The sequence below is a fragment of the Streptomyces sp. NPDC054834 genome, from assembly GCF_053611185.1.
Genome location: NZ_JBSGZV010000003.1, coordinates 340605 through 353942 on the forward strand (window position 1 = coordinate 340605; position 13338 = coordinate 353942).

Here is a 13338-nt window from a genome sequence, read left to right on the forward strand (position 1 = left end):
TCAATGGAGCAGTCCGGCCTTGTCGCAGGCGGGCCGTAGCCGGCGGGTGCAGATCTGGTCGACGGTGTAGACGCGGCCTTTGACGAGCATCCGGTCGATGTCGCCGACCGTCACGGCCCTCGGGGTGAGCAGGACGGTCGGGATGTGCCGGGTGGTGAGGCTGTCCGAGGTCGTCGTGGCGATGTCCCGCGGATTCCCGCCGCGTCCCAGGGTGACGGCCATGGCGGCGGCCGCGTCCGCCTCCGCTTTGAAGGGTTTGTACACCGTCATGTACTGCTCGCCCTTGATGATGCGCCGCACGGCGTCGAGTTCGGCGTCCTGGCCGGTGACGGGGGGAAGGTTGCGGACACGGGCGCCCTTGAGGGCGGAGATGACGCCCGCGGCCATGGCGTCGTTGGCGGCCAGGACGCCGCCGATCCGGTCCGGGCCCAGGGCCGCGATGGCGGCGGCCATGTTGGCGTGGGCGTTCTCCGTGCTCCAGCCCGGGGTGTCGTACGACCTGCCGATCCTCACCTTGCCGTCGAGGACGGACAGCGCGCCCTTCCGGTACCACGCGGCGTTGGGGCTGACCGGATCGCCGTTCATCATGACGACGCTTCCGCGCCTCGCGTGGTCGTCCATGACCCTGAGGAGCGCCTCGGCCTGGAGCCTGCCGACCTGCGCACCGTCGAAACTGACATAGCCCGAGATCGGGCCTTCGGCGAGCCGGTCGTAGGCGACGACGTGCACACCCGCCCTGCGTGCCTCCTGGATCGAGGAGCGGACCACCCTGGTGTCGGCGGCGTCGACGATCAGGACCTTCACCCCCTGGGTGATCATGGAGATCATCTGCTGGCTCTGCCGTGTGGCGTCGTTCTCGGCGTTGGCGTACGCCACGGAGCAGTTGGGGCACAGGTTCTTCACCCGCTGCTCGATCAGCGGTTTGTCGAAGTGCTCCCAGCGGGGCAGTTCCCGGCTCGGGAGCAGCAGGCCGACGGTGAAACGGTCGCCGCCCGCCTCGCCGTCCCGGCCGCAGGCGGCCAGGGGCATCGCCACGAGCCCGGTGACGAGCGCCGCGACCACCCGCCATGTCCGGGTTCTCATGACCAGCCCCCTCGGTCCGTCCCGGGCCTGTGCCCCACGCCCACCGGCTCGCGCCCCGGCACGAGGAGTTCGCTCCACACCTGCTTGCCGCGGGCCACCGGCATCGTGCCGAAGGACTCCGACATCGCTTCGACCAGGAGCAGCCCTCGGCCGCCGGTCGCCTCCCAGTCCACGATGACCGGCTTGGCGGGCGCGCGCGGAGACGAGTCGCTGACGCAGACCCGCACCCGGTCCCCGCGCAGGATCAGGTCGACGTGGACCGGCCCCTGGGTGTGCACCAGGGCGTTGGTGACGAGTTCGGAGACGACCAGCAGCACCGCGTCGGCGACTTCCTCGACCTTCCAGCGGCGCAGGGTGCGCGCGGTGAAGCGACGGGCGTGCATGACCGCGTCGGGCAGCCGCCACACCGCCCATCCGGCCCGTATCGGCCTGGTCTTCATGCCGTCGTAGCGCAGCAGCAACAGCGCCACGTCGTCCTCACGACGGACCGCGTCGCCCAGCAGTTGGTCGGCCACCCGCCCCGGATCCGACGGATCGGCCGCGGCGAGCGCGGTGCGCGTCCGGTGCATGCCCTCGTCCAGGGGCAGGTCTGCGGCCTCGACCAGTCCGTCGGTGACCAGGGCGAGCATCGTGCCGGGGGCGAGTGCGACCGAGGTCATGGGGAACTCCGCGTCCGCCGAGATGCCCAGCGGAAGCGCGCCCTCGACCTCCACCTCCTCGGTGCTGCCGTCGGGATGGCGGATCAACGGTGCGAGGTGTCCGGCCCGGACGAACAGGATGTTGCCCTCCTCCACGTCCAGTTCGGCGTAGCAGCAGGTGGCGAAGAGGTCGGTCTCCATGCCGACGAGGAGCCGGTTGGCGTACGAGACGACCACGTCGGGTGGGTGTCCCTCCACCGCGTACGCCCGGACCGCGGTACGCATCTGACCCATGATCGTGGCGGCTCCGGCACTGTGTCCCTGCACATCGCCGATGACCAGCGCCACCCGGTCCTCGGAAAGGGCGATGACGTCGTACCAGTCGCCGCCCACCTCCAGCCCCCGCCGGGCGGGCAGGTAGCGGGCGACGGCGGTTCCGCCGGGCAGTTCGGGCAGGCGCCGGGGCAGCAGGCTGCGCTGGAGCATCGTCGCGAGCTCCTGCTCGGCGTCGTGCGCGTGCGCGCGTTTGAGGGCCTGCCCGACCAGCGCCGCGGTGGCGGTCAGCAGGGACCGCTCCTCGGGGACGAACTCGTGCGAGGCGTCCCAGCCGATCAGGCACACGCCGGCGGCCCGGCCCTTGGCGGGGAGCGGCAGGACGGCCAGTCCCCCGGGGCCGATCCCGGTGAGTCCGGGTTCGAGGGCCGTGCCGCCAGGACACAGACCTATCCGTCCCTCCCGCAGGACCGTCTGGAGAGTGGGCAGGGCGCTGACCGGTGTGTCGGACCAGTCGGGACGCCACGCCTCCGGCCAGGCCGCGGTCTGCGGCGGGTCCAGCACGGTGACCGTGAGCCGGTCCTCCTGCAACTCGGCGAGCGCCACCCGGTCGGCGCACAGCGGCTCACGCAGCGCGGTGATCACCACTCGGCTGACATCTGGAATGCTCGCGGCATCGTCGAGTGCGGCGGTCAGCCACTGGATCCGGGAGACGTCGTCGGTGCTGCGGGGCAGAACCGAGGTCGCCGTCACCACTCCCAGCACCCGGTCCGGCCGGGCGTCGGTGCCGGCCGCCACCCGGCAGATCAGGCTCAGCCACCGCACCTCACCGGTGGGGCGGCGGACCCGGAACTCCAGCTCCCTTCGTCCGATCGCCTGGGCCGAGGGTTCCAGGACCGACATGAGTGCGTGCATGTCCTCGGGGAGGGCGTGGGCGAGCAAGGTGTCCGCCTTGCCGTCGAAGCTGTCCGGGGTGATGCCGACCAGGTCGAGCAGGGTCTCGTCCGCCTCGATCAGGCCCGTGTCCGGCACCAGGACGAAGGAGCCGACGCGCAGGCTGCGCAGGGCGGGGTCCAGCAACCGCGGCGGCGTCTGTTCCCCGGCCCGGGCGTGCAGCTGGCCGGCGACCGCGTCGGCGTAGCGTTCCAGGAAGCGCTGCTGCTCGGGTTCGAAGCCGGCCACGCCGGCGCTCACGACGACGAGGCAGCCCAGCCGCTTGTCCCCCGTCACCAGGGGCAGCGCACCGAGCGAGACCTCCCCCGGCGGCGGCGCGGGGCCGCCCTCCGAGAAGCCGGCCAGTGCTGCCGGAGTCAGCCACAGCGGGCGGCCGGCGTGCAGGGCCTGCGCCGCGGGTGAGCCACCGGACAGGGTCAGGCGTTCGGGGAGCCGGTACACGGAACCGGCGGATCCGGCGGTTTCGACCAGCCGGAGCTCCTGCCCGGAGCCGGGAGCGTAGACCGCCGTCAGCGCCGCTCCGGCGAACGTCAGAGCGCGCGCACTCGCAGCGGCCTCCGGCACCGAAGGCGGTGAGCCGGTGTCCGCGAGGCCGGCCTCGTACGCCCGCAGGCCCGAGACCGCGGCCCGCGCACCGCCGTCATGAGGCATGTCCGCAACCCATCTCCCGTGCGGGCCGGGGTGCCGACAGGCTGAGATCCCGGCACCTGAGATCCCGGCACCCCGTACCAGAATCGCATATGTGAGCTAACCGGACAGATCGGGTATATGCCATGGGTTCGCAGACAGTCGAGGCCGGTGCCACACTGACCGTGTGGTCGTCGTCCATGTGACACACGACCCGCACGGCCCGGCCGACTCGCAGACGATCTCCGCGCCGCGAAGCGCGCACCGGTCTCCCTCGGGAAGGTCCCCGGCATGAAGGCCTTCATCTGGAACGCGGGCAGGATCACGGCCGCGGCCTGCGCGGCCGTCGCTCTCGCGGCCTGCGGGCCGGGGGCCGGGAGCGACCCCGGCGGGGGGAGCACGCGGACGATCGGCATCCTGCTGCCGGACGCCACCACGACCCGTTGGGAGACACAGGACAGGCCCTTGCTCGAGAAGAGGATCAAGGAGCTGTGCCATGACTGCACGATCGAGCATGTCAACGCCAAGGGTGACGTGGCCCTCCAGCAGGAACAGATGGACTCGTTGATCACCAAGGGGGCCGACGCCATCGTCCTGGTGGCCGTGGACGCCCGGTCGATGGGCGCCACCGTCGCGAAGGCCCATGCGGCGGGCATCCCCGTCATCGCCTACGACCGCCTCGCCGAGGGCCCGGTCTCGGGATACGTCTCCTTCGACGGCCACGAGATCGGCAGGCTCCAGGGCAGGGCGCTGCTGAGGGCCATGGGCGACCGGGTGCCCGACGGCAGGATCGTCATGATGAACGGCGATCCCAGCGATCCCAACGCGGTGTCGTTCAAGCAGGGCGCGCTGTCCGTGCTCAAGGGGAAGGTCAAGATCGCCAAGGCGTACGACACACTCGAGTGGCGGCCGGAGACGGCGCACATGAACATGAACGGCGCCATCTCCGCGGTCGGCGCCGGCAACATCGACGGGGTGTACGCCGCCAACGACGGTCTCGCCGCCGGCAGCATCTCCGCGCTGAAGGCGAACAGGGTCAGCCCGCTGCCCCCGGTCACCGGGCAGGACGCCGAACTCGCGGCCGTGCAGCGCATCGTCGGCGGCGATCAGTACATGACGGTGTACAAGCCCTTCGGCCCCGAGGCCTCCGCCGGCGGCGCGATGGCCGTGGCAGCGGCCCGCGGTGACAGCCTCGACAAGGTCGCCACGGGCAAGGCGAGGACGCGCGACGGGCAGACCGTTCCGGCCGTCATGCTCACCCCCGTCTCCGTGACCGCCGCCGACATCAAGAACACCCTGGTCAAGGACGGCATGTACACGGTCCGGCAGATCTGCACCCCTCGGCTCCGCACCGACTGCGAAAAGGCCGGGCTGACCTGACGGGCCGGCTCCCGACCAGGCGGAAGAGACGCACGAGATGGCGGACAACACGCGGGCCGAATCCGCCGAGGCCGTCACCGGAACCCGGCGGCCGCACCCCGGGCGCGCCGTCGCCCGCGCGGCACGGGACTCGGCCGCCGCCTTCCGGCGCAAGCGGAGCGCCGGTGATCTCGCCCAGTTCCCCGTCGTCCTCGTCCTCGCCGTGGTCTGGATCATCTTCCAGAGCCTCGACCAGACCTTCCTCTCCCCCCGGAACCTGTCCAACCTCAGCGTGGACATCGTGGGTACGGGGCTGATCGCGGTCGGCATCGTCTTCGTACTGCTGCTCGGTGAGCTCGATCTGTCGGTCGGCTCGATCAGCGGCCTCGCGGCCGCGGTCTTCGCCGTGCTCAACGTCGACAACGGCGTGCCGGAATGGCTGGCCCTCGTCCTCGCGGTGCTCACGGGCACCGTGGCGGGGACCGTCCAGGGCTTCTCCTTCGCCAAGACCCGGGTGCCGGCGTTCGTCGTCACCCTCGCGGGGCTGCTGACCTGGAACGGCCTCATGCTCTCCATCCTCGGCTCCAGCGGCACCGTCAACCTCGACGAGAACGGGCTCGTCGCCAGGCTGACCAGCTATTACTTCACCGATGACGCCGCCGCCTACGGGCTGGCGGCACTCGGCACAGGCGTGGTGTTCCTCGCGTCCTACCTGGACCGGCGGCGCCGCAGGGCCATCGGCATGCCGCACCGCTCGCGCCGGGAGATCGCGGCACGTACGGCGGGACTCGCGGTGGTCGCGTTCACTGCCGCGTATGTGCTCAACCGGTTCCAGGGGCTGCCGCTCGCTCTGCTGATCTTCCTCGTGGTGGTGGCCGGCCTCGACATCATGCTCCGGCGCACGCGCTACGGACGGCAGGTCTACGCACTCGGCGGCAGCGTCGAGGCGGCCCGGCGCGCCAGCCTCGGCGTGACGGCGGTGCAGACCGCGGTGCTCGCCGTCTCGGGCACCATGGCCGCGGTCGGCGGGCTGTTCATGGCCTCGCGCATCACCTCGGTGAGTCAGAGTTCGGGCTCGGGACCGCTGCTGCTCAACGCCGTCGCGGCGGCCGTCATCGGTGGCACCAGCCTGTTCGGGGGCCGTGGTACGACCTGGTCCGCGGTGCTGGGCATCCTGGTCATCCAGTCGATCGCGTCGGGCATGGCGCTCACCGGCACCCCCACCGCCGTCCAGCTCGTGATCACGGGTGGGGTCCTGTTCGCCGCCGTGGTCGTCGACTCCCTGTCGCGACGCTCGCAGGAGGCACACGGACGGGCCTGACCAGTCGACCACGGACACCGTCCACGGGGAGCGCACCCGGTCGCTGCTGGCCACCTCCCGGGCGAACCGCTCCCCGAAGCCCGGTTCGAGGCCGAACTCCGCGCGCACGGTCTTCAGTGCCGGCGGGCGGCCGGACGGAGTGCGGGAGAGGCACACCTGACCCATGCCTCCCGCGCCGAGCCGGGCGAGCAGGGGGTAGCCGCCGACGGCGGACGGCTCCCCGGGCTCCAGACTCCTCAATCGTCAGCCGGGCTCGTCGAGCAGGGCGATACGGGCGGTGACACGCTTGCCGACCGGTTCCCGCTGCACTTCGAAGCCCTGGGCGACGGCCATGACGATCTCCAGCCCGTGCTGGCCGACCCGGCCCGGGTCGGCGGCCCGCGCCACCGGCAGGACCGGATCGCTGTCCCACACCTGCACTTCCACCAGGTCCCCGGCGATCCGCAGCTCCAGCAGCAGCGGGCCGGGAGCGTACTTGCGGGCGTTGGTCACCAGCTCACTGACCACCAGCTGGGTCAGATCCACGGCGCGGGCGGACACCGGCAGCCCGTACTCGCCCTGGACACGGGCGAGGAAGCCGGCCGCACGGTGACGGGCCTCCGCGATGCAACTGCCGTTCTCGTCAAGGGCGATGATCTCCTGTAGGTCGGCGTCTCTCACGCCTTCACCGCCAGGGGCCGACTCCACTGGGTCCATAGCTGTTCCCCCGTTCACGCGCGTGCGTCTACCCGGAGTGCCACGTCATATGCCTCGCACGACGGAGCGGGGCCCGAGGGAGGTATGTCCGCGTGGCATCGGGGCAGGCTACCCACGCAGGTACCGGACCGAGCGGACGCCGGCGAGCAGGTTGGTGAGGAGACTGTGACAGACACCCACGACGCGGCACGGTCCGGCCGGCCCGCGATCGGTCACTCGACCGTCGACGGCATCCGGATCGTCACCCTCAGCGGCGAGATCGACCACACCGTCCGCGACCGTCTCGGCCGGGCTCTGCTGCCGCCGGCCGACGCCGCGCGCCCGCGTACCGTCATCGACCTCAGCGGCGTGACCTTCATGGACTCCAGCGGCATCAACGCCCTGATCAACGCCCATCACGCCACCGAGGACGCCGACGGCTGGCTGCGCCTGGCCGGCCCCCGGGAACCCGTCGTGCGCATCATGCGACTGGTCGGCATCGACCGCCTCATCCCCCGCTACCCGGACCTGCGGCAGGCACTGGACGACTGATCGTCGTCCGCCGCCCACGACCCGGTTTCCCGCCGCCCGTGATCGCACCGTGGCGCCCGCCGGTACTGTACGGACAGCACCGACCCGGGAAGGACCAACGACGTGATCATCTTCGGCACCAGGGGATACCTGTACCAGCTCGCGATACTGACGCTGGTGTGCGGCCGTTGCGGCAATCCCGCCGCTCACACGCTCCGGAAGCGCGTCACGAAGTTCACGCTGTTCTTCGTGCCGCTGTTCCCGATCGCGACGAAGTACACCACTCAGTGCACCTTCTGCGGTGCGGAGTCGAAACTGGCCAAGGAGCAGGCGGAGCAGCTCCAGGCGCAGGCCGCGGGCGCTCACGCCGGTCAGCCGTACGGGCAGCCGCAGCAGCAGCCGTACCAGTCCTGAGCGGTCACCGGCCGCGCCCGGACGGAGCCTTGGGCGGGCCGGGCGGTCGAAGCCGTGGGGCGGCGCCGCGACCGGCGCCGCCCGGGCAACGGGGACGTGCGTTGATAGCGTCGGGGTGTGCCGTGCCGCCCGGTACGGTGGCCGTCCGAGCGAGAGAGATCCGATGTCCCCGACGATCCGCAGGGCCGTGATTCCCGCCGCCGGACTCGGCTCCCGACTGCTGCCCCTGACCAAGGCGACCCCGAAGGAAATGCTGCCGGTCGGCGACAAGCCGGTCATCGAGCACACGGTGCGCGAGCTCGTGGACTCCGGCATCACCGACATCACCATCGTCGTCTCCGGCGGCAAGTCGCTGATCCAGGACCACTTCCGGCCCAACCCCGCGCTCGTCGAACAGCTGCGGGCCGACGGCAAGACGGCCTACGCGGACGCCGTGGAGGAGGTCGGCGAGCTGGCACACAGGGGCCACATCACCTACCTCGACCAGCACGGCCCGTACGGCAACGGCACCCCGGTGCTGAACGCCGCCCGCAACATCGGGGACGAACCCGTGCTGGTGCTCTGGCCGGACGACGTGTTCGTGGCCGAAGTGCCCCGGGCCCAGCAGCTGATCCGCGCCTACGAGCAGACCGGCTGCCCGGTGCTGGCCCTGATGCCGATGGACCCGGGCGACTCCCAGCGGTACGGCGTGCCCATGGTCAAGGAGGACCTCGGCGACGGCACGCTGCGCATCACGGGCCTGGTCGAGAAGCCGCGGCCCGCCGACGCGCCCTCCTCCTACGCGGCCATCGGCGGCTACGTCATCACCCCCGGCATCATCGACGAACTGCGCGAGCAGACCCGCCGCTGGTACGAGCACCGGACCGGCGAGGTCTACCTGACCGACGCCATCAACGCCTACGCCACCACCCGGGCGGTGTACGGACAGGTCATCCAGGGCCGCTGGTACGACACCGGCAACCCGGCCGACTACCTGGTCGCCCAGATGGCCTTCGCCCTCGCCCACCCCCGGTACGCGCCCCTCCTGCGCGGCCTGGTCGGCGAACTCGACGGCGCGTCCGGGACGGACCAGGGCGCGTAGACCGGGCCCGAAGTCCCAGCTCGCAGCGGGCGCCGAGGCGGCGGGAGAGCCGAAGCGGCGGGAGAATGGGGGCAGCGCACCCCTGCGCCAAGCGTCGAGCGGCTGGAGGAGGGCGACCCAGATGGCGCGTCCGGTCGGCATTGATCTCGGTACGACGAACTCGGTGGTCTCGGTCCTCGAGGGCGGCGAGCCCACCGTCATCACCAACACGGAAGGCGCGCGGACCACCCCGTCGGTCGTGGCCTTCGCCAAGAACGGCGAGGTGCTGGTCGGCGAGGTCGCCAAGCGGCAGGCCGTGACCAACGTGGAGCGCACCGCCCGTTCCGTGAAGCGGCACATGGGTGACCACGGCTGGCGGTTCCCGGAACACGGGGACGGCGACGGCATCGACGGCAAGCGGTACACCGCGCAGGAGATCTCCGCGCGCGTGCTTCAGAAGCTGAAGCGGGACGCGGAGACCTATCTGGGTGAGGACGTCACCGACGCCGTGATCACCGTTCCCGCCTACTTCGACGACGCCCAGCGGCAGGCCACCAAGGAGGCGGGCGAGATCGCCGGGCTGAACGTCCTGCGGATCATCAACGAGCCGACGGCGGCGGCGCTGGCGTACGGGCTGGACAAGGAGAACGACCAGACGGTGCTCGTCTTCGACCTCGGCGGCGGCACCTTCGACGTCTCCCTGCTGGAGATGGGTGAGGGCGTCATCGAGGTGAAGGCCACCAACGGCGACACGCACCTCGGCGGTGACGACTGGGACCAGCGGGTCGTCGACCACCTGGTCAAGCAGTTCAAGAACAACTACGGCGTGGACCTGAGCAAGGACAAGATGGCCGTGCAGCGGCTGCGGGAGGCCGCCGAGAAGGCCAAGATCGAGCTGTCCAGCTCCTCGGAGACCACCATCAACCTCCCGTATGTCACGGCGTCCGCCGAGGGCCCGCTGCACCTGGACGAGAAGCTCACCCGGGCCCAGTTCCAGCAGCTGACAAGTGAGCTGCTCGAGCGCTGCAAGGGGCCGTTCCACAACGCGATCAAGGACGCCGGCATCAAGGTGTCCGGCATCGACCACGTCGTCATGGTGGGCGGTTCGACGCGTATGCCCGCCGTGACGGAGCTGGTGCGGGAGCTGACCGGCAAGGACCCGCACAAGGGCGTCAACCCGGACGAGGTCGTGGCCGTGGGCGCGTCCCTCCAGGCCGGTGTGCTCAAGGGCGAGGTCAAGGACGTCCTGCTGCTGGACGTCACCCCGCTGTCCCTGGGTATCGAGACCAAGGGCGGCATCATGACCAGGCTGATCGAGCGGAACACGACCATTCCGACCCGGCGTTCGGAGATCTTCACCACCGCCGAGGACAACCAGCCCTCGGTGACCGTGCAGGTGTACCAGGGCGAGCGTGAGATCGCCGCGTACAACAAGAAGCTCGGCATGTTCGAGCTGAGCGGTCTGCCGCCGGCGCCACGCGGCGTACCGCAGATCGAGGTCGCCTTCGACATCGACGCCAACGGCATCATGCATGTCTCCGCGAAGGACCTCGGCACCGGCAGGGAACAGAAGATGACGGTCACCGGCGGCTCCGCGCTGCCGAGGAACGACATCGACCGCATGGTCCGTGAGGCCGAGCAGCACGCCGAGGAGGACCGCAGGCGGCGCGAGGCGGCCGAGACGCGCAACCAGGCCGAACAACTCGTCTACCAGACGGAGAAGCTCCTCAGGGAGGACGCGGACGGAGGGACCAAGGTTCCGGGCGAGGTGCGCGGCGAGGTCGAGGGCGCGCTCGCCGATCTGAAGGACAAGCTCAAGGGCGAGGACGCGACGGCCATCCGGGAATCCCTGGACCGGGCGGCGCAGGCCGCGCAGAAGATCGGCACCGCGATGTACGAGCAGTCGCGCGCCGAGCAGGCGGCGTCGGGCGCGGCATCCGGGGCGTCCGGGCAGCCCGGCTCCTCGGGGGCATCCGGCGCCTCCGGGGCGGACGGGGCGTCCGGGGCGGACGAGGACGTGGTGGACGCCGAGATCGTCGACGACCAGGGCGAGAAGGACGACAGGACGGGCTGAGATGACCCAGAGCCGGTCGCGGGGCGCTGCGGAACTCGAGCGCCTGCTCCAGGAGCGCACCGCCGATCTCCAGCGGATCAAGGCCGAGTACGACAACTACCGCAAGCGGGTGCGGCGGGACCGTCTGGCCGTGCGGCAGATCGCGGTCGCCAACGTGCTCACCGGCATGCTGCCGGTGCTGGACGCCGTCGACCGCGCCGTGGCGCACGAGCCGCTGACACCGGGGCTGAAGGACATCGCCGACACGCTGGAGAGCCAGGCCGGCGCCCTGGGGCTGGTGGCGTTCGGGGAGGTGGGCGACGAGTTCGACCCGACCCGCCACGAGGCCCTGACCCACCACGTCCGCGAGGACGCCGACCGCCTGGTGTGCACGGCGGTGCTCCGCCCCGGCTACCGCCTCGGCGACCAGCTGCTGCGCCCCGCCCACGTGGAGGTGACGGGCCCGCCCCCGGCACGGCCGACGCGGGCGGACCCGCCGTTTCCGCCCCGTCCCTACATCAGGAGGGCGTGAGCGGAAGGTCGTCCGTGTAGGCGTTGACCGGCTGGGGGACGCCCTGGACGCGGTGCACGTCGAGGGCCGCGGGCGCGGACCCGGTGCCGAGCGTTCCGTGGGGGTGCCAGGTGCCGGTGACGGCCACCCAGGTGTTGGCGGGCAGCGCGGGAGTCCCGTACATCCGTACCTTGACCGACTGCGAATCGGCCGCGCAGCAGGTGAAGATGATCCGGGTCAGATACCAGCCGCCGCCCTGCCCGGCCGGGGTGACGAAGCCGGTCATACGGACGCTGCGGCCCCTGATGTCCTGCCGCGGGTCCTGCCGCACCCGGGCGGTGAAGTCCGTGAGGGTCATGGGCAGCGGGGCCGGGGTGTCCGGCAGCGGGTCGAACCGCTTCCCCGCCTGTACGGGCTTGTCGTTGGCCCGCGACGCGGTGTACGCGCCCAGGGCCGGCGGGGCGAAGAGGAGGAGGCTGAGGGCGGGCAGGAACAGCAGCCAGGCGATCCGGGGCGCGGCGGAGTGGTCGTGGCCGTGCGCGTGCCCGTGGTCCCGGCCCTCCTCGCGGGTCGCCGCGCCGGCCAGTCCCGCCAGCAGGAGCAGCACGCCCGACGCGATCAGCGGGGGGCCCAGTCCCTCCTTGACGTAGCGCAGGTAGAGGTCGGTGAAGAGGGCGGCGTGCAGCAGGCCGAGGCCGGTCAGGACCAGCAGGAGTGCCTGCACGGTGCGTTTCACAGCAGTGCGCCTCCGGTCAGGACGCTCGCGGCCACGGCCACCACCGTCGTCGCCGTGCAGAAGCGGAGCGCGAAGGCCCGGCCGAAGGTACCGATCTGAAGCGCGATCAGTTTCAGGTCGACCATCGGGCCGACCACCAGGAAGGCGAGCCGGGCGGTCGGTGAGAAGCCGCTGAGCGATGCCGCGACGAAGGCGTCGGCCTCCGAGCAGACGGCGAGCAGGACGGCGAGCGCGGCGAGGAAGAGCACCGACAGCCAGGGTGAGCCCGTGAAGGTGTCGAGGACGGAGCGCGGCACCGCGACGTTGAAGGTGGCTGCGGCCATGGCCCCGAGGACCAGATAGCCGCCCGCGTGCAGGAAGTCGTGCTGGAAGCCGAGGCGGAACTCCGTCCAGCGGCTGCGGCCGGGGTGATGGCCGGTGTGCCGGACCGCGGGGCGCAACCATTCCTCGCGCCCCAGCCAGAGCCACAGCCAGCCCATCACGACGGCGGTGGCGAGCGAGGCGAGCAGCCGGGCCAGGACCATGGCGGGGTTGCCGGGGAAGGCGACCGCGGTGGCCGTCAGCACGATCGGGTTGATGGCGGGCGCCGAGAGGAGGAAGGCGAAGGCGGCGGCCGGGGTGACGCCGCGCCGGATCAGGCTGCCCGCGACCGGTACGGAGGCGCACTCGCAGCCCGGCAGGACGACGCCGGCGGCACCGGCCACCGGGACGGCGAGCGCGGGGCGTCCTGGCAGCACCTTGGTGAACAGGTCGGCCGGTACGAAGGCGTTGATGGCGCCGGAGAGGGCCGTGCCCAGCAGGAGGAAGGGCAGGGCCTGGACGGTGATGGCCAGGCAGACCGTGCGCCAGGCCGCCACGGCCGGATGGCCGAGCCACTGGGTGTCCCCCAGCGCCGGGATCGCCGCGAGGCCCGCGGCGGTCGCCAGGGCGACGGCGTACGGCCACGGGGTGACACGGCGTGCGGGAGCGCCGGGCGGCGGGGCAGCCACCCCGCCCCTCACATCAACCAGTTCATCCGTTTTTGACATTTTTACTCCGGATGTCGGATGTTCTGCCGAAGATAAGCCCGCGTCACCGCCTTCGCCCGCCGCACACGCCGCGGC

12 protein-coding genes are annotated in these 13338 nt (G+C 71.5%); 7 read left to right on the plus strand and 5 right to left on the minus strand.

From position 1 onward, the window contains the following. Positions 1 to 1083, minus strand: coding sequence for a substrate-binding domain-containing protein (locus tag ACWGJM_RS06560; protein ID WP_453410538.1), 1083 nt, complete (start codon positions 1081 to 1083; stop codon positions 1 to 3). Next, the gene (locus tag ACWGJM_RS06565) at positions 1080 to 3599 is read right to left on the minus strand and encodes a SpoIIE family protein phosphatase (RefSeq protein ID WP_453410539.1); all 2520 of its coding nucleotides are present in this window, start codon (positions 3597 to 3599) and stop codon (positions 1080 to 1082) included. Before ACWGJM_RS06565 ends, ACWGJM_RS06560 begins: the two co-directional genes overlap by 4 nt. 267 nt (positions 3600 to 3866) lie before the next feature. Between ACWGJM_RS06565 and ACWGJM_RS06570 the strand changes: the two genes are divergently transcribed. Then, positions 3867 to 4955 (plus strand): sugar ABC transporter substrate-binding protein, encoded by a 1089-nt coding sequence (locus tag ACWGJM_RS06570; protein WP_453410540.1) that lies wholly within the window; start codon positions 3867 to 3869, stop codon positions 4953 to 4955. Positions 4956 to 4992: 37 nt separating this feature from the next. Further along, positions 4993 to 6255, plus strand: coding sequence for a sugar ABC transporter permease (locus ACWGJM_RS06575; RefSeq protein WP_453410541.1), 1263 nt, complete (start codon positions 4993 to 4995; stop codon positions 6253 to 6255). Positions 6256 to 6498: 243 nt separating this feature from the next. On the opposite strand, the gene ACWGJM_RS06580 is transcribed toward ACWGJM_RS06575, so the two are convergent. Then, on the minus strand, positions 6499 to 6951 hold the full coding sequence (locus tag ACWGJM_RS06580) for an ATP-binding protein (protein ID WP_453410542.1): 453 nt from the start codon (positions 6949 to 6951) through the stop codon (positions 6499 to 6501). A 165-nt stretch (positions 6952 to 7116) separates the two neighbouring features. Between ACWGJM_RS06580 and ACWGJM_RS06585 the strand changes: the two genes are divergently transcribed. From ACWGJM_RS06585 to grpE, 5 genes are all read left to right on the plus strand, one after another. Beyond that, a complete protein-coding gene (locus tag ACWGJM_RS06585; protein WP_453410543.1) occupies positions 7117 to 7482 on the plus strand; it encodes an STAS domain-containing protein in 366 nt (121 codons plus the stop codon). A gap of 102 nt (positions 7483 to 7584) precedes the next feature. Beyond that, positions 7585 to 7875 (plus strand): zinc-ribbon domain-containing protein, encoded by a 291-nt coding sequence (locus ACWGJM_RS06590; RefSeq protein WP_453410544.1) that lies wholly within the window; start codon positions 7585 to 7587, stop codon positions 7873 to 7875. A 163-nt stretch (positions 7876 to 8038) separates the two neighbouring features. Next, a complete protein-coding gene (locus ACWGJM_RS06595) occupies positions 8039 to 8956 on the plus strand; it encodes a UTP--glucose-1-phosphate uridylyltransferase (RefSeq protein WP_453410545.1) in 918 nt (305 codons plus the stop codon). 121 nt (positions 8957 to 9077) lie between these two features. After that, on the plus strand, positions 9078 to 11009 hold the full coding sequence (dnaK, locus tag ACWGJM_RS06600; RefSeq protein ID WP_453410546.1) for a molecular chaperone DnaK: 1932 nt from the start codon (positions 9078 to 9080) through the stop codon (positions 11007 to 11009). Between the two features lies 1 nt (position 11010). Further along, the gene (grpE, locus tag ACWGJM_RS06605; RefSeq protein ID WP_453410547.1) at positions 11011 to 11520 is read left to right on the plus strand and encodes a nucleotide exchange factor GrpE; all 510 of its coding nucleotides are present in this window, start codon (positions 11011 to 11013) and stop codon (positions 11518 to 11520) included. Here grpE and ACWGJM_RS06610 read toward each other — a convergent pair. Continuing rightward, positions 11507 to 12235, minus strand: a complete 729-nt coding sequence (locus ACWGJM_RS06610; protein ID WP_453410548.1) for a TIGR03943 family putative permease subunit — start codon at positions 12233 to 12235, stop codon at positions 11507 to 11509. The genes grpE and ACWGJM_RS06610 overlap by 14 nt on opposite strands. Then, entirely contained in the window at positions 12232 to 13263 is a 1032-nt protein-coding gene (locus tag ACWGJM_RS06615; RefSeq protein WP_453410549.1) for a permease, read from the minus strand. The genes ACWGJM_RS06610 and ACWGJM_RS06615 overlap by 4 nt, the downstream gene beginning before the upstream one ends. Positions 13264 to 13338: the final 75 nt, after the last annotated feature.

Coding starts and splice junctions, on each gene's coding strand:
- ACWGJM_RS06560 (WP_453410538.1), bottom strand. CDS start 1,083: ATGAGAACCCGGACATGGCGGGTGGTCGCGGCGCTCGTCACCGGGCTC.
- ACWGJM_RS06570 (WP_453410540.1), top strand. CDS start 3,867: ATGAAGGCCTTCATCTGGAACGCGGGCAGGATCACGGCCGCGGCCTGC.
- ACWGJM_RS06575 (WP_453410541.1), top strand. CDS start 4,993: ATGGCGGACAACACGCGGGCCGAATCCGCCGAGGCCGTCACCGGAACC.
- ACWGJM_RS06580 (WP_453410542.1), bottom strand. CDS start 6,951: ATGGACCCAGTGGAGTCGGCCCCTGGCGGTGAAGGCGTGAGAGACGCC.
- dnaK (WP_453410546.1), top strand. CDS start 9,078: ATGGCGCGTCCGGTCGGCATTGATCTCGGTACGACGAACTCGGTGGTC.
- ACWGJM_RS06595 (WP_453410545.1), top strand. CDS start 8,039: ATGTCCCCGACGATCCGCAGGGCCGTGATTCCCGCCGCCGGACTCGGC.
- ACWGJM_RS06615 (WP_453410549.1), bottom strand. CDS start 13,263: ATGTCAAAAACGGATGAACTGGTTGATGTGAGGGGCGGGGTGGCTGCC.
- ACWGJM_RS06565 (WP_453410539.1), bottom strand. CDS start 3,599: ATGCCTCATGACGGCGGTGCGCGGGCCGCGGTCTCGGGCCTGCGGGCG.
- grpE (WP_453410547.1), top strand. CDS start 11,011: ATGACCCAGAGCCGGTCGCGGGGCGCTGCGGAACTCGAGCGCCTGCTC.